The 19,106-nt window shown below is 27.4% G+C and carries 21 protein-coding genes; 15 read left to right on the top strand and 6 right to left on the bottom strand.

The window, feature by feature from the left end:
* Window positions 1-6: 6 nt before the first annotated feature.
* A complete protein-coding gene (gene cybH / locus JG676_RS04120) occupies window positions 7-702 on the top strand; it encodes a Ni/Fe-hydrogenase, b-type cytochrome subunit (protein ID WP_200170101.1) in 696 nt (231 codons plus the stop codon).
* The gene (locus JG676_RS04125; RefSeq protein ID WP_200217390.1) at window positions 699-1,235 is read left to right on the top strand and encodes a HyaD/HybD family hydrogenase maturation endopeptidase; all 537 of its coding nucleotides are present in this window, start codon (window positions 699-701) and stop codon (window positions 1,233-1,235) included. Before cybH ends, JG676_RS04125 begins: the two co-directional genes overlap by 4 nt.
* Before the next feature lie 13 nt (window positions 1,236-1,248).
* On the opposite strand, the gene pyk is transcribed toward JG676_RS04125, so the two are convergent.
* The 5 genes from pyk to JG676_RS04150 all read right to left on the bottom strand — a co-directional run bounded on the left by pyk (window position 1,249) and on the right by JG676_RS04150 (window position 6,414).
* Window positions 1,249-2,691, bottom strand: coding sequence for a pyruvate kinase (pyk, locus tag JG676_RS04130; protein WP_200170099.1), 1,443 nt, complete (start codon window positions 2,689-2,691; stop codon window positions 1,249-1,251).
* Window positions 2,692-2,701: 10 nt separating this feature from the next.
* Complete coding sequence (locus JG676_RS04135; protein WP_200217391.1) at window positions 2,702-4,048, bottom strand: FAD-dependent oxidoreductase; 1,347 nt, start codon at window positions 4,046-4,048, stop codon at window positions 2,702-2,704.
* 108 nt (window positions 4,049-4,156) lie between these two features.
* The gene (locus JG676_RS04140; protein ID WP_200217392.1) at window positions 4,157-4,789 is read right to left on the bottom strand and encodes a type III pantothenate kinase; all 633 of its coding nucleotides are present in this window, start codon (window positions 4,787-4,789) and stop codon (window positions 4,157-4,159) included.
* A gap of 58 nt (window positions 4,790-4,847) precedes the next feature.
* Window positions 4,848-5,846, bottom strand: coding sequence for a hypothetical protein (locus JG676_RS04145; RefSeq protein ID WP_200217393.1), 999 nt, complete (start codon window positions 5,844-5,846; stop codon window positions 4,848-4,850).
* A 1-nt stretch (window position 5,847) separates the two neighbouring features.
* Entirely contained in the window at window positions 5,848-6,414 is a 567-nt protein-coding gene (locus JG676_RS04150) for a hypothetical protein (RefSeq protein WP_200170095.1), read from the bottom strand.
* A gap of 179 nt (window positions 6,415-6,593) precedes the next feature.
* Here JG676_RS04150 and gatC point away from each other — a divergent pair, with 179 nt between their 5' ends.
* The 8 genes from gatC to JG676_RS04190 all read left to right on the top strand — a co-directional run bounded on the left by gatC (window position 6,594) and on the right by JG676_RS04190 (window position 12,879).
* Window positions 6,594-6,881 (top strand): Asp-tRNA(Asn)/Glu-tRNA(Gln) amidotransferase subunit GatC, encoded by a 288-nt coding sequence (gene gatC, locus JG676_RS04155; RefSeq protein WP_200170094.1) that lies wholly within the window; start codon window positions 6,594-6,596, stop codon window positions 6,879-6,881.
* A 67-nt stretch (window positions 6,882-6,948) separates the two neighbouring features.
* Window positions 6,949-7,488 carry a CvpA family protein gene (locus JG676_RS04160; RefSeq protein ID WP_200170093.1) on the top strand — a complete coding sequence of 180 codons (540 nt, stop codon included), beginning with the start codon at window positions 6,949-6,951 and terminating at the stop codon, window positions 7,486-7,488.
* 21 nt (window positions 7,489-7,509) lie between these two features.
* Entirely contained in the window at window positions 7,510-7,980 is a 471-nt protein-coding gene (locus JG676_RS04165) for a Fur family transcriptional regulator (protein ID WP_200170092.1), read from the top strand.
* Window positions 7,981-9,480, top strand: coding sequence for a lysine--tRNA ligase (gene lysS / locus JG676_RS04170; protein WP_200170091.1), 1,500 nt, complete (start codon window positions 7,981-7,983; stop codon window positions 9,478-9,480).
* Window positions 9,481-9,482: 2 nt separating this feature from the next.
* Complete coding sequence (locus JG676_RS04175) at window positions 9,483-10,727, top strand: serine hydroxymethyltransferase (protein WP_200217394.1); 1,245 nt, start codon at window positions 9,483-9,485, stop codon at window positions 10,725-10,727.
* The gene (locus JG676_RS04180; protein WP_200170089.1) at window positions 10,724-11,269 is read left to right on the top strand and encodes a DUF1882 domain-containing protein; all 546 of its coding nucleotides are present in this window, start codon (window positions 10,724-10,726) and stop codon (window positions 11,267-11,269) included. Before JG676_RS04175 ends, JG676_RS04180 begins: the two co-directional genes overlap by 4 nt.
* A gap of 12 nt (window positions 11,270-11,281) precedes the next feature.
* Window positions 11,282-12,091, top strand: coding sequence for an SPOR domain-containing protein (locus tag JG676_RS04185; RefSeq protein WP_200217395.1), 810 nt, complete (start codon window positions 11,282-11,284; stop codon window positions 12,089-12,091).
* The gene (locus JG676_RS04190; RefSeq protein ID WP_200217396.1) at window positions 12,088-12,879 is read left to right on the top strand and encodes a shikimate dehydrogenase; all 792 of its coding nucleotides are present in this window, start codon (window positions 12,088-12,090) and stop codon (window positions 12,877-12,879) included. The genes JG676_RS04185 and JG676_RS04190 overlap by 4 nt, the downstream gene beginning before the upstream one ends.
* A gap of 4 nt (window positions 12,880-12,883) precedes the next feature.
* Here the strand turns inward: JG676_RS04190 and JG676_RS04195 are convergent, their stop codons facing one another.
* Window positions 12,884-13,741, bottom strand: a complete 858-nt coding sequence (locus JG676_RS04195) for a hypothetical protein (RefSeq protein WP_200217397.1) — start codon at window positions 13,739-13,741, stop codon at window positions 12,884-12,886.
* Between the two features lie 95 nt (window positions 13,742-13,836).
* Here JG676_RS04195 and lgt point away from each other — a divergent pair, with 95 nt between their 5' ends.
* The 5 genes from lgt to JG676_RS04220 all read left to right on the top strand — a co-directional run bounded on the left by lgt (window position 13,837) and on the right by JG676_RS04220 (window position 18,977).
* Window positions 13,837-14,652 carry a prolipoprotein diacylglyceryl transferase gene (lgt, locus tag JG676_RS04200; RefSeq protein WP_200217398.1) on the top strand — a complete coding sequence of 272 codons (816 nt, stop codon included), beginning with the start codon at window positions 13,837-13,839 and terminating at the stop codon, window positions 14,650-14,652.
* 69 nt (window positions 14,653-14,721) lie between these two features.
* Window positions 14,722-15,504, top strand: coding sequence for a fumarate reductase cytochrome b subunit (locus JG676_RS04205; RefSeq protein WP_200217399.1), 783 nt, complete (start codon window positions 14,722-14,724; stop codon window positions 15,502-15,504).
* On the top strand, window positions 15,488-17,479 hold the full coding sequence (locus JG676_RS04210) for a fumarate reductase flavoprotein subunit (protein WP_200170083.1): 1,992 nt from the start codon (window positions 15,488-15,490) through the stop codon (window positions 17,477-17,479). The genes JG676_RS04205 and JG676_RS04210 overlap by 17 nt, the downstream gene beginning before the upstream one ends.
* On the top strand, window positions 17,472-18,197 hold the full coding sequence (locus JG676_RS04215) for a fumarate reductase iron-sulfur subunit (protein WP_200170082.1): 726 nt from the start codon (window positions 17,472-17,474) through the stop codon (window positions 18,195-18,197). Before JG676_RS04210 ends, JG676_RS04215 begins: the two co-directional genes overlap by 8 nt.
* A 78-nt stretch (window positions 18,198-18,275) precedes the next feature.
* Complete coding sequence (locus JG676_RS04220; RefSeq protein ID WP_200170081.1) at window positions 18,276-18,977, top strand: tetratricopeptide repeat protein; 702 nt, start codon at window positions 18,276-18,278, stop codon at window positions 18,975-18,977.
* The last annotated feature ends 129 nt before the right edge of the window (window positions 18,978-19,106 follow it).

Here is a 19,106-nt window from a genome sequence, read left to right on the forward strand (position 1 = left end):
GCTTTTATGTTTAATCAAAATTTTAAAGATGATAAACTTCGAAAAGCAGAATATGAATTTAGTATAGGCTTACGTTTAACACATTGGATTCGTGCTATTGCTATTGTGATTTTAGTAGGAACAGGGTATTATTTATCTTATGTATTTCAAAGTCCTATTAGCAATGGTGAGCCTATTAATTTTATGCAAGCAAAATATCGCTTAGTGCATCAAGCAGTAGGCTTTATTTTGATCGCTTGTATTATTTTTAAAATATATTTATTTTTTTGCGATAAGGTAAGTGCTAAAGAACGTAAAAGTATATGGGATATTTTTAATATTAAGTTATGGATAGAACAAATAAAATTTTATATTTTTTTAGGAAAACATCCCCATTTACAAGGAGTTTATAATCCTTTGCAATTTGTGACTTATTTTTTGTTTTATCTTGTAATATTAGGTATTATTTTAACTGGACTTATTCTTTATACTCATACTTATCACGAGGGTTTAGGTGGAATTTTATATAATATATTAAGACCGCTTGAAGCTGCAATGGGTGGTTTAGCTGATGTAAGGACTTATCATAGAATTTTAATGTGGGTGATTATAATTTTTGTTCCAGTGCATATTTATATGGCAATTTTCAATGCAATAAAAGGCAAAGATGGTGCTATGGATGCTATCGTTAGTGGATATAAATTTGTAAAAGAAAAACATTGAAATTTCTTATTTTAGGTATTGGCAATATTATGTTTGCAGATGAAGGCTTAGGCGTTCATCTTTGCAAACTACTTGAAAAAAATTATGAGTTTTTCCATCCAAAAGAATATATTTTAGATTTTATTGATGGAGGAACTTTGGCTTTGCAATTGAGTTATATTATTGCCAAATATGATAAAGTAATTATTCTTGATTGTATTGAAGCTGATGATTCAAATATCGGAGAAGTATTTTTTTTCCCTTATGATGCTATGCCCAATAAAATTAAATGGAGCGGAAGTGCTCACGAAGTTGAAATGCTTCAAACTTTGCAATATATGGAACTTTTAGGGGATTTACCTGAAACTAAAATTTTAGCCTGCGTTCCAAAAAGGATAGAGCAGATGAGTTTTAAGATTTCAGATGAAATAATCAAAAGCACTCAAGTTATGGAAAAAATTCTATTAGAATTTTTAAAAGAACAAGGATTTTCTTATATTAAAAAAGCAAATTATTCTTTACAAGAATTAGCTTATATTTCTTATAAAAATTAAAATCTTGATTTTATCAATCAAGATAATGAGTTATTTGTTCTTCTTTAAGTATGCGGATAAGATTGCTTGATCCTTCTACTCCAGTTGGAAAACCTGCAGTTAATATATAACATTTACTTTTATCTATAAAACCTTTTTGAACACTTGATCGTATGGAATCTTTTAATAAGGTATTAAGATTTTCACTTTTATTAACTAAAATAGCAGGATGAACTCCCCATACAATACTTAAAAAATTTAAAGTTTTTTCAGAATGAGCTATAGCAATAATTGGCATATTTGGTCTATATCTTGCCATTTTAATTGCTGATTTTCCGCTACTAGTTAATGCAAATATAGCATCTACTTTTAAATCTTTTGCTAAATGGGCACTTGATTGCATTATTTTATCTGTGTCATCCTTATAATCAAAAGTGTTAAATTTATTATAGGGATAAGTTTTTTCTATTTCTATAATAGTTTTACTCATAATATCAACAGCATTAACAGGATCTATTCCTACAGCACTTTCTTCACTTAGCATGACAGCGTCTGTTCCATCTAAAACTGCATTAGCAACATCTGAAATTTCAGCTCTTGTAGCCGTTTTGCTTTTAGCAAGAGAAAAAAGCATTTGTGTTGCTGTAATTACAGGTTTACTTGCATTATTGGCTTTTTGAATGATTCTTTTTTGTATATTTGGAACTTTATAATAAGGAACCTCTATCCCAAGATCTCCTCTAGCTACCATAATTCCATCGCTTGAATCTATAATTTCATCTATATTTTCTACAGCATCAAATTTTTCTATTTTAGCAAAAATAGCTATTTTTGAGTTGTTATCTTTTAAAATTTTCTTTACTTCTTTAATATCGTGAGCATTTTGAACAAAAGAAATGGCTAAAAAATCCACTTCATTTTCTATGCCCCAAAATAAATCCTCTTTGTCTTTGCGTGTAATAACATCAATATTTATTTTAGTATTTGGAAAATTAATTCCTTTATTTGAATTTAAAAATCCATCATTTTCAACTATAGTTTGTATATAATTTTTTTCAATGCAAGAGACTTTAACTCGAATACTTCCATCATAAAGATAAATATAATCATCAATTTTTAACATATCAAGAATTTCTGGGTGATTTATACTAATTTTATAATGTTTATCATTAATTTTTTCTCCAAGAATTTCTTCTTTATAAAAATCAAGTCTATCATCTTTTTTAAGATTGAAAGCCTCTTTTAATTCTTTAGTTCTAATTTTGGGTCCACTAATATCTTGAAGAATTCCAACTCTTATATTAAGTTCTTGACTAACTTTTCTAATTGTTATTAAATTTTTTTTGTGATATTCATGGTTGCCGTGTGAAAAATTTAGTCTAAAAACATTGACTCCTTTAATAATCATTTGGCGTAAAGTATTTTCATCTTCGCTTGCTGGACCTATCGTTGCAACAATTTTTGTTTTTTTTATCATAGATATCCTTTTAATTTAATAATTCCGAATTTAATTTATCTTCATCAAGATATGTTCCTAAATACTCACATATTATTTTTATATCTCTTTGAGCATTGTATAAGCAACTTGTTGCACCTGGGCTTGGAGTCATATTAAAAATTATACCTGGTATATCATTAATACTTGACTCTCCTAACATAAGTTCTTCTTTATTTTTATCAACGACTTGCGGACGAATTCCACCAAAACCTTTAGCATAAAAAATATCATCAGTTTTAAGTGAAGGGATAATTTTTCTTATATCTTTAGCAAATACTTTTTTATTAATAAAAGGGATTTCAAAAAGATAATTATAAAATATATAATTACGAATTGTTGGATCTTTTAACATTTTTATACATACTTTTAAAACAGTTTTATCTAACTTTAAAGCTTCAAAAAATTCAGGAACAGATTTTAAACCTTTATAACGTTCCAATTTTGGTATAACAAGAGCGGTTGGTCCAAAACGTGTATTCATATCTGCCATTAAATCTGGATCCCCGTGAAGTGCTGCAAAAGGAAGTTTTGGGTTTTGAACGGTATAAACTTTTCCGTTTAAAAGTCTTTTTTTTGTCAAATAAAAACTTCCAGCGACTGGCCAACAAGATTTATCAAGACCTAAATTCATTTTATGTGCTAGATATAAAGAATGAGCTCCTGCATTTACAACTACAAATTTAGCTCTATATTCTTTAAAATCAGAACTTCTTGCAATAAAGATATCATCTTTTTTTTCTATATGGACAATTTCTTGATTAAAAATCACAGCAGTATTTTTATTTTGTTTTTGAGCTTGCTCAATGAGGCTGTAGCTCATTTTTTCAAAATCAACAGTTGTGAAAATTTCATCTTTTTCAACCCCAATGGCTAAGATATTTTCTTTTCTTGTATTAACTCCATCAGGTCCTAAAGCAACTTTTGGTTCGATTTTTTTTATTTTATCTTTATCAAATAGCTTAATATAAGGATAAAGTTCTTTAAATTCTTCATAGCGTTTTTTTATAAAGTCACATTCAGTATCTCCTACACCTAGAACCATTTTTTGATGAGAAAACATAAATTTATTTTGTGCATTTTGCAATAGACCATATTTTATAATCATATCAGCACTAATTTTTACTTTTTTTGCCTTTTCCAAAGTGTAATTTGTTTCAATATCGCCACAATGTATAGTTTGAGAATTACTTGTGCTTTTGCTATTTAAACTAGCTGGTACATTATATTTTTCTACTAAAGCAATATTTTTAATATTTGTATATTTTGCAATTTGATGAAATAATGCTGCACCAGAGATCCCAGCTCCAATAATTAATACGTCAAATTCCTGATTCACTTTCTTCCTTGTTTTTTTGGATAAGTTTAGTAAAAGTTTAATTTAATTTATTTTATAAATAAATTAAATAAAATAATAATATATTATTAAGAGAGTATTTTTGTAACATTAACTAGATAATAAGCTAGGATTTTCTTGAAGTACTTTTTTCATTCCTCTAAAAATTAAAAGTTTATCATAGATTGAAAATTCAAAAAAATTAGCAAGAAATTGCCCATCTCCGCCGGTAAAATAAATTTTTTTATTTTTGGCAACATCTTTGATAAGCAAATAAATCCCTTTGAATACGCCATAACTTAAGGCATCCATTGTTTTTTGTGGAAAAGCATCAAAACTTACTTGAGTATTTAATTCGCATTTTAATCTTGGAGAAATATGCGAAAAGATTTTGCGAAAGTTAGCAATCCCTGGCAAAATAAAACCACCCAAGTGAATAGAATTTGAAACAATATCAACACTTATTGCACTCCCTGCATCAACTACTACCCCATCTGTTATAGTATAACAAGCAGAAATCCTATCGACCCCTAAACCTTGATATATAGTATCAAAAGAGAAGTAAGGTTCAAGATCTATAAAGTGTGGCGAAGATTTAAGATGTTCTTTTATTTGTTCATTGACATTAATATAAAAAATTTTGTGTTCTGTTTTAAATTCTAAAAATTGTTTAATATTAAGAGAGAAATATTTATTATTATCTAAAAAATTTGCATTAGAATTTCCAATATCACATAAAATCATAAATTTATAATCCTTTGTAAATCTAGTTGCAAATTTTAGAAATTTTTAAGTTAAAAAACTATTTAAATTTTAAAATTTTATTATCATAATAAAATGCTTCATTATTCATAAATGACATTTTATCAACAGCATTGCCCAATTCATAAATTTCCATATTATCTAAATTTAAATCACTTTTAATTAAATATCCAGTTTTTTCAAATATATACAAATAATCATCATAAATATTTACTTTTGTAAAGATAGCAAATTCAAGTTTTTTTTCTGTTATTTTGTTAAGATTTAAATCTGTTTTAATAATGTTTCCATCTTTATCAAATATAAAGATATTGTTATGGTTTGCAACAATATCTTTAATATCTGCGTATAAATAAAATGTTTGATTTTGGGTTACAACTATAACTTTCTTTGCACTTGCAGCAATGAGTTTATCGTCTATAACATTAAGATAGATGATATTATTAAAAAAATCTTCAGCAGAAATAACTACATCTTTTAAAATTCTATAATCATTTTTTGAGATGATAATAATTCTTCCATCTAAAGTTGGATAAACAATGATATTATCTAAAAATATAGGAGCAGCGATTCTATTATCTTGTGCTATAGATGGGCTTAGTTTTTGGGAAAATTTAATTCCTAGTGTTCTATTTAAAAGAACAATAGAATTATTGGCTAATACCAAAGCCATATCATCTCCATTTGATGCTATGCTTACAACACTTGCATCAAATTGATAAGAATAAATTTCTTGATTTTCGTTATTGTAAATTTTTAAATTTCCATTATTATCAGCAATAAAAAATTCATCATCTTGAATATTTAATAACATATAATTCTTTTCAAGTTTAAAATTTTTAATAAGACCTTGGTTTTTAAAAATTACTTGATTATTTTTAAGTTTAGCTGCAAAAATATTCCAATCAATAATTGTTGAGTTTAAACTTTCGCTTTTGTTGAGTCCTTTATCAATGTGTTCTGGTTTAAAATATTGTCTTTTTGTGCTACAAGCATTAAATAAAAAAATACATAAAAAAATTAAAATTAATTGTTTCATTTTAGTTGATACCTTGATAATGTTTTAAATTGTCTGCAATTTGTTTTAATTCTGAATTGCTTTTAATTTGAGTTAATAAAACTCTGGCTTCTTCGATTTTATTTTGTTCTAAAAAGTTATAAGCTTGTAAAATTTTAGAATAATCTTTTAAAAACAAAGATTTTTGATGAAGTTCAAGATCTATAATATTTTTTATTAATAAATTTATTTTTGAGTCTTGACTTATTTGTTTTAATTGCTCAATAATTTTTAAATCATTTTTATTATTTAACTGATTTAACAAAAATATAGCATAAAGATTTATATTTTTTTCTTTTAAAGCAGAAGAAATTTCAGTATTATTTGGATTTTGTATTAAATTTAAATAAATTTGATTATTTTCTTCAGTATTTTTTTCTTTAATTTTTTCATTGATTATAGAGGCGGCTAGCCAAATTAATAGACATATAATGATTCCTAAAATATAAAACTTGTATTTTTTAAAAAATCTTTCACCTTGAATAAATGTTTTAAAAAAATCTTCTTGAATATTGAGATTTTTAGCATTTGATTTATCTTGAAAATTCAATTGTTTATCCTTAAATTTTATTATTTTGTCTAATATTTAAAACAACTTTTGATTTTAAATTATATCTTATAAATTAAAATGTATTTTAACATCAATTAAATTAAATATTCTTAAACTATTTAAGAATATTTATGATATAATTTAAAGATTTGACTGCTTTTTTATAAAAGGACTAAATTATGCAAATTGATACAAATTTGTTAGAAAAACTTGAAAGATTAAGTGCATTAAGAATTGCAGATGATAAAAGAGAAAAACTTATTTCTGAGCTTAGTGAAATTGTTGATTTTGTTGAAAAATTAAATGAAATAAACTTAAATTCTTTAGAAAGTGCTATTAGTCCAATCGAGAATAGCATTATTTTTAGGAATGATGAAGTTAAAAATAGCAATGTGGTTAATGAAATTTTTAAACATTCTCCAAGTTGTCAAGAACATTTTTTTATCGTGCCAAAAATTATTGATTAGAATTGATTAAATATTTATTTTATTATTATAGAATTTTTATCAAAAATAATTTTTAGATAGGATTTTTATGAGTTTTTACTGGTTTGATTTATTTGTTTTGGGATTTACCTTGCTTTTAGGCCTTAAAGGTATATTAAATGGTTTAATTAAAGAAATCTTTGGACTTTTGGGTGTGATTGGAGGTATTTTTATAGCTTCTAAATATTCTATTGAAGCTACCAAACTAATTCAAAATTCTTTTTACAAAATAGAAAATGAATCTTTAGCTTCATTTGCCGGTTTTATGGTCATTCTTATTTTATTTTGGGTTTTTTGTTTGATATTAGGAAGCTTTCTTTCAAAGCTTGTTAAATGGAGCGGTTTAGGTTTTATTGATCGTATAGGAGGTTTTTTATTTGGTGCAGCAAAAATATTTTTAATTTTTGCTATTTTTGTTTTTTGTGTTTCTAAAATAAGCTTTTTGAATGATAAATTAAATAGTTTTGCTCAAAATAGTTATACTTTAGATTTATTGAAAAATGTGGGTTCTTATATTATGAATCAACCTTTAACGGAAACATCTATTGATATGATGAATAACAATTTAAAAGAACTTAATTCAGATTAATGCTTTATAAGGATAATTTTAATGCTCGTTGAAAATATAGAATATGACGTTTTGCTAGAAAGTTTTAAAAAAATTTTACGTAAGGGTGGTTTAAAATATACTAAGCAAAGAGAAATTCTTTTAAAAACTTTATATAATAGTGATACGCATTATACCCCAGAGAGCTTGTATATGGAGATTAAGCAAATAGAGCCTAATTTAAATATAGGTATAGCTACAGTTTATAGAACTCTAAATTTACTTGAAGATGCTCAAATGGTAACTTCTATATCTTTTGGTTCTGCTGGAAAAAAATACGAATTAGCAAATAAGCCCCATCATGACCATATGATATGTAAAAATTGTGGAAAAATTATAGAATTTGAAAATTCAATAATTGAAGAGCAACAATCTGTAATTGCACAAAAATATAATTTTAAACTTACCGGTCATTTAATGCAACTTTATGGAATTTGCAATGAATGCAATATAAAAGCAAAAACAAGGATATAAATGTTTGATAATATTTTGGAACAACAAAGAATTGAAAAAGCAAATGAATTTAGAAAAATAAATATTAATCCTTATCCACATTTTTTAAAAAAAGAAATGACTCTTAAACAATTTAAAGATCATTTTCTTTATGTAATGGACAATGAAAACAAAAGAGATGAAAATTCTATTGTTGCAACAGCTGGACGCTTAAAACTTTTTAGAATCGCAGGAAAATCTGTTTTTGCAAATATAGAAGATGAAGAATCAAATTTGCAAATTTACTTTAGTAAAGATAGCGTTGGCGAGGAATATTTTAATTTTCTTAAAAAAAATCTTGAAGTAGGGGATATTGTTTTAGTAAAAGGTTTTCCTTTTGTAACTAAAACAGGAGAATTTAGTATGCATGTTAAGGAATTAAAATTAGCTTCAAAAGCTATTGTTCCTTTACCAGAAAAATATCACGGTTTAACAGATATTGAGCAAAGATATCGAAAACGTTATGTTGATATGATAATGAATAGCGAGGTAAGAAGAGATTTTTTTCTAAGGTCTAAAATTGTAAGTTTAATACGTGCTTTTTTTGAAAAAAAAGGATTTTTAGAAGTAGAAACTCCTATGATGCATCCTATTGCTGGAGGAGCTAATGCTAAACCATTTAAAACTTTTCATAATGCTTTGGGTGTTGAAAGATTTTTAAGAATTGCCCCAGAGTTATATCTTAAGAGATTAGTTGTTGGAGGATTTGAAGCTGTTTTTGAAATCAATCGTTGTTTTAGAAATGAAGGTATGGACTTAACTCATAATCCAGAATTTACTACTATAGAATTTTATTGGGCCTATCATAATTATAAAGATTTAATGGATTTAACAGAAGAGTTATTTGCCATGCTTTTAAAAGAATTAAATTTAGGTTTTAAGATAGAATTTGATGGGAATATCATTGATTTTTCAAAACCATTTGAGAGAATTTCTTATAAAGAAGCTTTGAAAAAATATGGAAATTTACAAGAAGATCTTATAGAAGATAAAGAAAAGATTCTTTTAAAATTAAAACAAGATGGTTTTGAAGCAAATGAAAAGTTAGATTTAGGTCATTTACAAGCAGAGCTTTTTGATCATTATGTGGAAGATAAATTAATTAATCCTACTTTTGTTACAGAATTTCCAATTTCTATAAGTCCTTTATCAAGAAGAAGTGATGATAATGAAAATATAGCAGAAAGATTTGAACTTTTTATTTGTGGTAGAGAATTAGCCAATGGTTTTAATGAGCTTAATGATCCTATTGATCAGTATGAAAGGTTTTTAAAACAAGTTGAAGCAAAAAATAATGGCAATGAAGAAGCTTGTGAAATGGATGAAGATTTTATAAATGCCTTAGGATATGGAATGCCTCCAACTGCAGGAGAAGGTATTGGAATTGATAGATTGGTTATGCTTTTAACTAATAAAAAATCGATTCGTGATGTTATATTATTTCCAGCAATGCGCCCAATTAATCTCAATATTAAAGGATAAATATGAGTTTAGAGCATTTTGATAAAGAAATTTATGAATTAACTAATGAAGAATTAAAAAGACAATGTGAAGGGCTTGAAATGATAGCCAGCGAAAATTTTACTTTGCCAGAAGTTATGGAGGTTATGGGAAGTATTTTAACCAATAAATATGCTGAAGGCTATCCTTTAAAAAGATATTATAGCGGATGTGAGATTGTTGATCAAATTGAAACTTTAGCTATAGAGCGTTGTAAAAAGCTTTTTAATTGTAATTTTGCAAATGTTCAACCTCATTCTGGATCACAAGCTAATCAAGGTGTTTATGCAGCTCTTTTAAATCCAGGGGATAAGATTTTAGGTATGGATTTAAGTCATGGAGGTCATTTAACACATGGAGCAAAAGTAAGTTCATCAGGTCAATTTTATGAGAGTTTTTTTTATGGAGTGGAACTTGATGGAAGAATAGATTATGAAAAAGTAAGATATATTGCAAAAATTGTTAAACCTAAATTAATTGTTTGTGGTGCTAGTGCATATCCTAGGATAATTGATTTTAAAATATTTAGAGAAATTGCAGATGAAGTAGGTGCATATTTATTTGCGGATATAGCGCATATTGCAGGTTTAGTTGTAGCTAATGAACATCCAAGTCCTTTTCCTTATGCACACGTAGTAAGTTCAACAACTCATAAAACATTAAGAGGACCAAGAGGTGGTATCATTATGTGTAATGATGAGGAAATTGCTAAAAAAATAAATTCGGCAATTTTTCCTGGAATTCAAGGTGGACCTTTAATGAATATTATAGCTGCAAAAGCTGTAGGGTTTAAATTTAATTTAAGTGATGAGTGGAAAATTTATGCTAAAAATATTATTAATAATACTCAAGTTTTAGCTAAGATTCTAATAGAAAGAGGATATAAGCTTGTTAGCGATGGAACAGATAATCATTTGGTATTAATTAGTTTTTTAGATCGTGATTTTAGTGGAAAAGATGCAGATTTATCTTTAGCAAATGCTGGCATTACAGCGAATAAAAATACTGTTCCAGGAGAAAAACGTAGCCCATTTATCACAAGTGGTTTAAGATTGGGTACGCCAGCTTTAACAGCAAGAGGTTTTAAGGAAGAGGATATTCAAATAGTTGCTAATTATATAGCTGATATTTTAGATGATATAAATAATACAAATTTACAATTAAACATAAGAGCAAAATTAAAAGAACTTGCGAGTAAATTTACAATTTATACAAAGGCTATGTTTTGATTTCAATGATGGATTTATCACTTATTAAGATTATAAGTAGCTATTACTATATACAAAGAGATAGAGTTGTTAATAAATATGAACATCGTGGTAGATATTTTTTTGATAAATTTGAAAAAATTGATGCTCCTTTAACTAGCAATCTCATTAGAGAACACTGTGAAAAGAAAATTACTATTGCACACGATCTTATATCAAAAACTAATAAAGTTGAAAATATAGTATTTGATTATAATGGCTTTAATGCCGAAAGATTTTGGCATAGAGCGCAACTTATTTTGCGTGATCAAGGTTTTATTAATTTTACAGCATATAAAACTAAGACTCCTGGACATTTGCATTTATATGTTCATAAGGGGCATACAGATTTAGTAGAGGGGTATTCTTTAGCATCGAGACTCTCTGCTTTATTTGCAACTAAAATGCCAGTTGAATGGAGGGTTTTTCCAACTATGGATTTACCTAGAGATTTTAATATTTTAATTTTGCCTTATGAAGTGTATAAAAAAGAACGTGGGACTTCTTGGTCAAAACATATGTAAGAAAGGAAAAAAATGGAAAATAATAAAAAAAATGAATTTGATGATATTATCTTAGATAGAGCTAATAAAAGCGAAAAAATTAAAAAAATTCTATTAAGGGTTATTGCTTTAGTAATTTTATTTTTGGTGATTATGATTGTAATGAAGCTTATTAATGGAAATGACAGTAATGAAAATAACATATTACCTTCAGAACCTGTAAATGTGAGTGTTGATGAAAATACTGATGGTCAAAATTCTTTTGAAAATATACCTATTACTCAAGAAGATTCTGCTGAAGATCAGTTTGAAATTTTAAAAAAACAAATTCAGGGTGAAGATACTACAAATGAAAATAACACTAGTGACCAATTGGTATCAAATATTCCGCAAGAGCCAGCACAATCAATACAACAACCACAGCCACAAATTCAAGAAAAAGAAAAAACTATCGTTTCTCAGCCAAAGGAAAATAAAGTAGAAAAAAATACACCAAATTCTAAAAATAATATAACTCCAAAAGCTAAAGAAGAATCAAAATCTAAAACTCAAGATCCAAAAGAGCTTTTTCAAAAAGTTGATCCAAAAATAGAAACTTCAAATGATTTAACTCCGGGAATATATGTTCAGATTTTTTCAGTTTCTAATGTTGATCAAAAATCTAAAGAGCTTATGGCAGTGAAACAAAAAGGTTATGATTATAAGCTTTATAAAACTACAATTAATGGTAAAGAAATTACAAAAGTTCTTATAGGTCCTTTTAGTAAAGATGCTATTACCAATGAACTTGCAAAAATTCGCAAAGATATAGGAAAAGATGCATTTTCTTTCACTTTAAAATGAAACTTTTTAGCGTCATAGGCAATCCTATTATGCATTCTAAATCTCCTAGAATGCATAACAATGCTATTAAAAATTTTGGATTCGATGCGCTTTATACACGTTATAATTTAGAAGATGAAGATAAACTTAGAGATATATTATTTAACTTAAGGCTCAGTGGAGCTAATATTACCCTACCTTTTAAAGAGAAAGCTTTTAAGATAGCAGACGTTAAAGATGAGAGCATATTTGATATTAAAGCTGCTAATACTTTAATTATAAAAAAGTCTAAAATTTATGCTTATAATACAGATATATTAGGATTTTTAAAAGCCATTGAAAATTTTGAAAATTTGAATAAAGTATTGATTTTGGGAGCTGGTGGAACTGCAAGAGCTATTGCTTATGCTTTAAAGTATAAAAATATAAAAGAAATTCATATTGCAAATCGAAATTTAAAAAGATTTAGTTCTTTTAAAGATTTTATTACTATGCTTTATGAGGATATTGATGATTTTAATTATGATATGATAATTAATACCACTTCTGCTGGTCTTTTTGATGAGAATCTAGCTTGTGATAAAAAAATATTAGAAAAAATTTTTAATTATAGCAAATATGCCTTTGAGGTAATTTACAATAAAGAAACACCTTTTATAAAGCTTTGCAAAAAACATAATTTAATATATAAAAACGGTCTAGAAATGCTTTTATGGCAAGGAATTTTTGCTTTTGAACTTTTTTTTGAAATTAAAAATCAGCAAAATAATATTAAAAAATTTATGTTAGAAGGTTTAAATTTAGAGTAATAATTTATTCAAAAATTATTACTCCATCGTCATTTTTATTTTGAGAATGTTTTTCTTCACTAGTTTCGCTAGTATTGTTGTGATTTGTTTTATTATCTTTTTCTTCGAAATCTTGTGCATTAAATTCATTAAATTCTTGTTTATTTTGTACAGAAGGTTTTCCAATATCTAAAGCTTTTGGAAGATTAGAGTATAAAGTATTTAAAAAATTCTTATAAAAAGCTAAAAAACTTTTATCAATTTCAAAAGCAGGGCGTTCTAAACCTTTGTTTAGTTGTGTTGGAACACTGCTCATTGATGTTTTAAACATATTGATCCCATCATCACTTTTAATAGGATAGGTTAAACTGATTAAAGAGTCAAGTTTGGTATTACTTGTCATATTTGTTTTATTTTGTGGATCATAAATATTAATAAATTCAGCATTAGCTTTAAAAGCCATCCCTAGTTTAGAATTAATAAAATCCCCACTAAGAAGTTCATTTGTTTTTTGTATTTCTTTTTCTTCAATATAAATGCTTATGGTAGTTTTAAGTTTGTAATCTGGTTGTTTATCATCAATTTCATAACCTGCTAAAAGAGCTATAGTTTTGATTTGCTCTTCTAAATTTTCTTTTAAAAGATCAATTTCTTTTTCAATTCTGAGTTTTAAAACAGAATTTTCAAAATAATCAGAATAATTATTATTTTGTTCAATGTTAATCGGCTCTAGACTAATTTTAACATTTGATTGTATAGGTTCAATTTTTGTAGGCACTTGAGGTTTAAAATTTGGCAAAGAAACATTAACAAAATTAGAGCTTGTACTAGAACAGGCACTTAAAAGTATCATAAAAATACCAATAGTTATAAATTTTTTCATGCAACTTACCTTTAAATTATATTTTAATGAAATTATAGCAAGATTAAATTTTTTTTGGTATATTCTAGTTTATTTTACTTTTGGATTTTAAAATTATGGAAAAATGGCAAAATATTTATTCGAATTTTAATGTAGTGGCTTTTGAATTATTTGGTTTAAAGGTTCATTGGTATGGGATAATGTATATTTTATCTTTAATAATAGCTTTATTGTTGGCAAAATTTTTTGTTAAAAAATTTAAAATCAATATAAGTTCAAAGATGTTGGATAATTATTTTATATGGGTTGAAATAGGAGTTATTTTAGGAGCACGTTTAGGATATATTTTAATTTATGATTCTAATACTTTATGGTATTTGGCTCATCCTTGGCAAATTTTTAATCCTTATTATAATGGAGAATTTGTAGGAATTCGAGGCATGAGTTATCATGGTGCTATAATAGGTTTTTTAGTAGCCACATTTTTATTTTGTAAAAAATATAAACAAAATATGTGGATTTATTTAGATCTTGTAGCTTTGAGTGTTCCATTGGCTTATATATTTGGCAGAATTGGAAATTTCTTAAATCAAGAGCTTTTTGGGCGTGTAACAGATGTTCCTTGGGGAATTTATGTTAATGGAATATTACGCCACCCCTCTCAACTTTACGAAGCATTTTTTGAAGGTTTTGTTGTCTTTTTAATTGTTTATTATGCAAATTTAAGAAAAAGTTTTAACGGAGAATTAATTATTATTTATGCTAGCGCTTACTCCTTAGCAAGATTTTTTTGCGAATTTTATAGAGAACCTGATTTTGGTTTGGGTTACATTATTTTTGGTTTAAGTATGGGGCAAATTTTAAGTTTATTAATGTGTATGTTATCTTTGTTATTTTATATTTATCTTAAAAAATATAAAATAAATATTTAATTTTTATTAAAGATTTGTTACAATATAATTTGATATTTTTTAATTCTTTAAAACTACCAAGGAGTAAAAATGGGTTGGCTTATCGAAGGATATCTAGGTAGAAGTATTGAGGGTAAAAAAAGTAAAATTCCTGCAAAATTGGATTTTATCCAAAGTGCTTCTGGGCTTTTTTTAGGATTATTTATGTGGATGCATATGTTTTTTGTATCTACTATTTTAGTGAGTGAAGATTTTTTTAACTCTGTTGTTCATTTTTTGGAATTAAAATTTATTTATGATAATCCAATAATGAGTTATATTACTTCTTTTCTTGCAGTTTGTGTTTTAATTATTTTTATTATTCATGCTGGTTTGGCAATGAGAAAATTTCCAATCAATTTTCGTCAATATCAGCTTTTAAAAACTCATATTAAAACTATAAAACATCAAGATACAACTTTATGGTGGACTCAAGCATTAACTGGTTTTGTAATGTTTTTTTTAGGGTCTGCTCATCTTATTTTTGTTATTACAAATGCAGATAAAATTAGCGGAGATTTATCAGGAGATAGAGTTGTTAGTCATTTTATGTGGCTTTTTTATATAGTACTATTAATTTGTGTTGAGCTTCACGGTAGTATAGGTCTTTATAGACTTTGTGTTAAATGGGGCTGGTTTGAAGGAAAAAATGCTAAAGAAAGTCGCAAAAAACTTAAAACTGCTAAATGGGTAATAAGTATTTTCTTTTTAGTTTTAGGCTTTTTAAGTCTTGCAGCTTTTGCAAAAATCGGTTATAAAAATTATCAAGAACAACAAATACAAAGTGTAATGATAAAAAATTATGATGGAGTAAAACATGAATATACAATATAGTGATGCTTTAATCGTTGGTGGAGGTTTGGCTGGACTTAGAGCAGCAATTGAAGTAGCTAAAAGTGGGCAAAGTGTTACACTTTTAAGTATTTGTCCTGTGAAAAGATCACACTCTGCAGCAGTTCAAGGTGGAATGCAAGCAAGTTTGGCAAATGGTGCTAAAGGTGAAGGAGACAATGAAGATTTGCATTTTGCAGATACTGTTAAAGGAAGTGATTGGGGTTGTGATCAAGAAGTAGCAAGAATGTTTGCACAAACTGCTCCAAAAGCGGTTAGAGAGCTTGCTGCATGGGGTGTTCCTTGGACTAGAATTAAAAAAGGACCAAGATCTGTGGTTATTAATGCACAAAAAACAACTATAGAAGAAAAAAGCGAAGCTCATGGGCTTATTAATGCAAGGGATTTTGGTGGAACAAAAAAATGGAGAACTTGTTATATTGCTGATGCTACTGGTCATTGTATGCTTTATGGTGTAGCAAATGAAGCTATTAAGTACCAAGTAAAAATTATAGACAGAATGGAAGCTGTGCGTATTATACATGATGGTAAAAAATGTTTAGGCGTTATAGCAAGAGATCTTACAAATGGCCAACTTATTGCTTATGTGGCAAGAGGAACTATGATAGCAACAGGTGGTTATGGAAGAATTTATAAACAGACTACAAATGCTGTTATTTGTGAAGGAACTGGAGCTGCTATTGCACTTGAAACAGGACTTTGTAGGCTTTCAAATATGGAAGCGGTTCAATTTCATCCAACTCCTATTGTTCCAAGTGGAATTTTACTTACTGAAGGTTGTCGTGGAGACGGTGGTGTTTTACGTGATGTTGATGGATATCGTTTTATGCCAGATTATGAACCAGAGAAAAAAGAGCTTGCAAGTCGTGACGTTGTAAGTCGTCGTATGATGGAGCATATACGCAAAGGAAAAGGAGTTAAAAGTCCATATGGAGATCATTTATGGCTTGATATTTCCATACTTGGGCGTGCTCATATTGAAAAGAATTTAAGAGATGTTCAAGATATTTGTAAAACTTTCAATGGCATAGATCCTGCCGATGAAGGACCAAAAGGATGGGCTCCTGTATTGCCTATGCAGCATTATTCAATGGGTGGTATTAGAACTAAGCCAACAGGTGAAAGTCAATGGCTTGAAGGGCTTTTTGCTTGTGGGGAAGCAGCTTGTTGGGATATGCACGGTTTTAATCGTTTAGGTGGAAATTCTTGTGCTGAAACTGTTGTTGCAGGTATGATAGTAGGTGATTATTTTGCTGATTATTGTAAAAATAATGGTGAAGTTATCGATACAAACATTGTTAAAGATTTTCTAAGTAAAGAATACCAATATTTAAAATCTTTAGTTGATAAAGAAGGTAAATTTGATGTTTTTGAAATCAAAAATAAAATGAAAGATATTATGTGGGAAAAAGTTGCTATTTTTAGAACAGGAGAAGGTTTAAAAGAAGCTGTAGATGAACTTGAAAAGTTATATCAAGAATCTTTAGATCTTAAACTACATAATAAAGAATTAGACTGTGCAAATCCAGAATTAGAAGAAGCTTATAGAGTTCCAAGGATGCTTAAAATTGCTTTATGTGTTGCTTATGGCGCGCTTTTAAGAACAGAAAGTAGAGGGGCGCATTTTAGAGAAGATTATCCAAAGAGAGACGATTTAAATTGGATGAAAAGAACAAATACTTATTGGGTTGAAGGTGAAACTTTGCCACGTGTAGAGTATGAAGATCTTGATATTATGAAAATGGAAATGCCTCCGGCATTTAGGGGTTATGGAGCAAAAGGAAATATTATAGAAAATCCTTTAAGTCAAAAACGTCAAGAAGAAGTTGATGCAATTCGTGCTAAAATGGAAGCTGAAGGTAAAGGACGCTATGAAATTCAAGAAGCTTTGATGCCTTATGAGTTACAAGAAAAATATAAAAAACCAAATCAAAGAATAGGAGTTGATTATGAGTAGAAAATTAACAATTAAAGCTTTTAAATATAATCCTTTGAGCAAGATTTCAAAACCTCATTTTGTTACTTATGAACTCGAAGAGACTCCTTTTATGACAGTTTTTGTTTGTCTTACTTTGATTCGTGAAAAAATGGATGCAGATTTGAGTTTTGATTTTGTTTGTCGTGCTGGGATTTGCGGATCTTGTGCTATGATGATTAATGGTGTTCCAAAACTTGCGTGTAGAACCCTTACTAAAGATTATCCTGATGGAGTTATAGAGCTTATGCCACTTCCTGCCTTTAGACATATTAAAGATTTAAGTGTAAATACTGGTGAATGGTTTGAAGGTATGTGTAAAAAGGTTGAGAGCTGGGTACATCACGATAAAGAAGTTGATATTTCAAAACTTGAAGAGCGTATAGAACCTGAAGTAGCTGATGAGACTTTTGAACTTGATCGTTGTATTGAATGTGGAATTTGTGTTGCTTCTTGTGCAACGAAATTAATGAGACCAGATTTTATAGCAGCGACTGGACTTTTAAGAACAGCACGCTATTTACAAGATCCACACGATCATAGAAGTATAGAAGATTTTTATGAGCTTGTGGGTGATGATGATGGAGTTTTTGGTTGTATGTCATTACTTGCTTGTGAAGATAATTGTCCAAAAGAACTACCTCTTCAAAGCAAGATAGCTTATATGAGAAGACAACTAGTTGCTCAAAAAAATAAATAATCCCAAAAAAGGGATTATTTAAATTTGTTTGTTAAATTGTGTTATAAATCAAATTTATAACACTTTTTAAGGAAAATAATGAAAAAAATCTTTTTAATTTTGCTTTTCTTTAATACTCTTTTTTCTACCGATCTTGATAAGGCTTTAAAATTTTATGATAATAAAAACTATCAAAAAGCTTATGAAATTTTTAATAAACTTTGTGAAAAATCAAATTCAAAAGCTTGTTTTTCTCTAGCTTATATGTATGAGAATTCTCAAGGAATTACAAAAGATCTGCAAAAAGCTTATAAATTTTATGATAAATCTTGCTCCTTAGGATTAAAACAAGGTTGTTCTAATTTGGCTTTTTTATTACAAAATCAAGGTTTTTTTAACGAAGCTATACTAGCTTTTAATAAAGCGTGTAAATTAAATGATATACAAAGTTGTAATACTATAGGTCTTTTTTATGAAAAAGAAAAAGATGGAGAATTAGCTTTAAGTTTTTATAAAAAATCTTGTTCTTTAAAAGATTCTAGAGCGTGCTATAAAATAGGTTTTTTATATGAAAAAGGTACCCTTATCAAACAAAATTTAGATCAAGCTTTGTATTTTTATAAACAATCTTGTTCTTTTGGTTTTGGAGAAGCTTGTTATCTTTTAGGTCGTTATAATCAATTTGAAAAAAATGATTTAAAAACAGCAAAAAGATATTTTGGAATAGCTTGTGATCAAAAACATTTGCAAGCTTGTGAAGCTTATAAAGATTTAAACAATCAAGATATAAAAATTTATTAATTTTATAAATTGATTTAAAATATTAAATTAAATTTATATTTTTGTTCACAAATTTAAAAACATTTGTTTTTTGATATAGGAATTATTTTTAAATATTTTAATATTTTTAATATGATAAAACTTTTATAT

Origin of the sequence: Campylobacter sp. 2018MI34, assembly GCF_016598975.1 — a bacterium.
In the GTDB taxonomy this organism is placed as follows: Bacteria; Campylobacterota; Campylobacteria; order Campylobacterales; family Campylobacteraceae; genus Campylobacter_D.

What these genes read in the sequence shown, in the direction of transcription:
- lgt (WP_200217398.1), top strand. Translation starts at nt 13,837, where the DNA reads ATGGAAAAATGGCAAAATATTTATTCGAATTTTAATGTAGTGGCTTTT.
- JG676_RS04165 (WP_200170092.1), top strand. Translation starts at nt 7,510, where the DNA reads ATGCTCGTTGAAAATATAGAATATGACGTTTTGCTAGAAAGTTTTAAA.
- JG676_RS04210 (WP_200170083.1), top strand. Translation starts at nt 15,488, where the DNA reads ATGAATATACAATATAGTGATGCTTTAATCGTTGGTGGAGGTTTGGCT.
- JG676_RS04175 (WP_200217394.1), top strand. Translation starts at nt 9,483, where the DNA reads ATGAGTTTAGAGCATTTTGATAAAGAAATTTATGAATTAACTAATGAA.
- cybH (WP_200170101.1), top strand. Translation starts at nt 7, where the DNA reads ATGTTTAATCAAAATTTTAAAGATGATAAACTTCGAAAAGCAGAATAT.
- JG676_RS04220 (WP_200170081.1), top strand. Translation starts at nt 18,276, where the DNA reads ATGAAAAAAATCTTTTTAATTTTGCTTTTCTTTAATACTCTTTTTTCT.
- JG676_RS04215 (WP_200170082.1), top strand. Translation starts at nt 17,472, where the DNA reads ATGAGTAGAAAATTAACAATTAAAGCTTTTAAATATAATCCTTTGAGC.
- JG676_RS04185 (WP_200217395.1), top strand. Translation starts at nt 11,282, where the DNA reads ATGGAAAATAATAAAAAAAATGAATTTGATGATATTATCTTAGATAGA.
- JG676_RS04160 (WP_200170093.1), top strand. Translation starts at nt 6,949, where the DNA reads ATGAGTTTTTACTGGTTTGATTTATTTGTTTTGGGATTTACCTTGCTT.
- JG676_RS04190 (WP_200217396.1), top strand. Translation starts at nt 12,088, where the DNA reads ATGAAACTTTTTAGCGTCATAGGCAATCCTATTATGCATTCTAAATCT.
- gatC (WP_200170094.1), top strand. Translation starts at nt 6,594, where the DNA reads ATGCAAATTGATACAAATTTGTTAGAAAAACTTGAAAGATTAAGTGCA.
- JG676_RS04140 (WP_200217392.1), bottom strand. Translation starts at nt 4,789, where the DNA reads ATGATTTTATGTGATATTGGAAATTCTAATGCAAATTTTTTAGATAAT.
- pyk (WP_200170099.1), bottom strand. Translation starts at nt 2,691, where the DNA reads ATGATAAAAAAAACAAAAATTGTTGCAACGATAGGTCCAGCAAGCGAA.
- JG676_RS04205 (WP_200217399.1), top strand. Translation starts at nt 14,722, where the DNA reads ATGGGTTGGCTTATCGAAGGATATCTAGGTAGAAGTATTGAGGGTAAA.
- JG676_RS04195 (WP_200217397.1), bottom strand. Translation starts at nt 13,741, where the DNA reads ATGAAAAAATTTATAACTATTGGTATTTTTATGATACTTTTAAGTGCC.
- JG676_RS04145 (WP_200217393.1), bottom strand. Translation starts at nt 5,846, where the DNA reads ATGAAACAATTAATTTTAATTTTTTTATGTATTTTTTTATTTAATGCT.
- lysS (WP_200170091.1), top strand. Translation starts at nt 7,981, where the DNA reads ATGTTTGATAATATTTTGGAACAACAAAGAATTGAAAAAGCAAATGAA.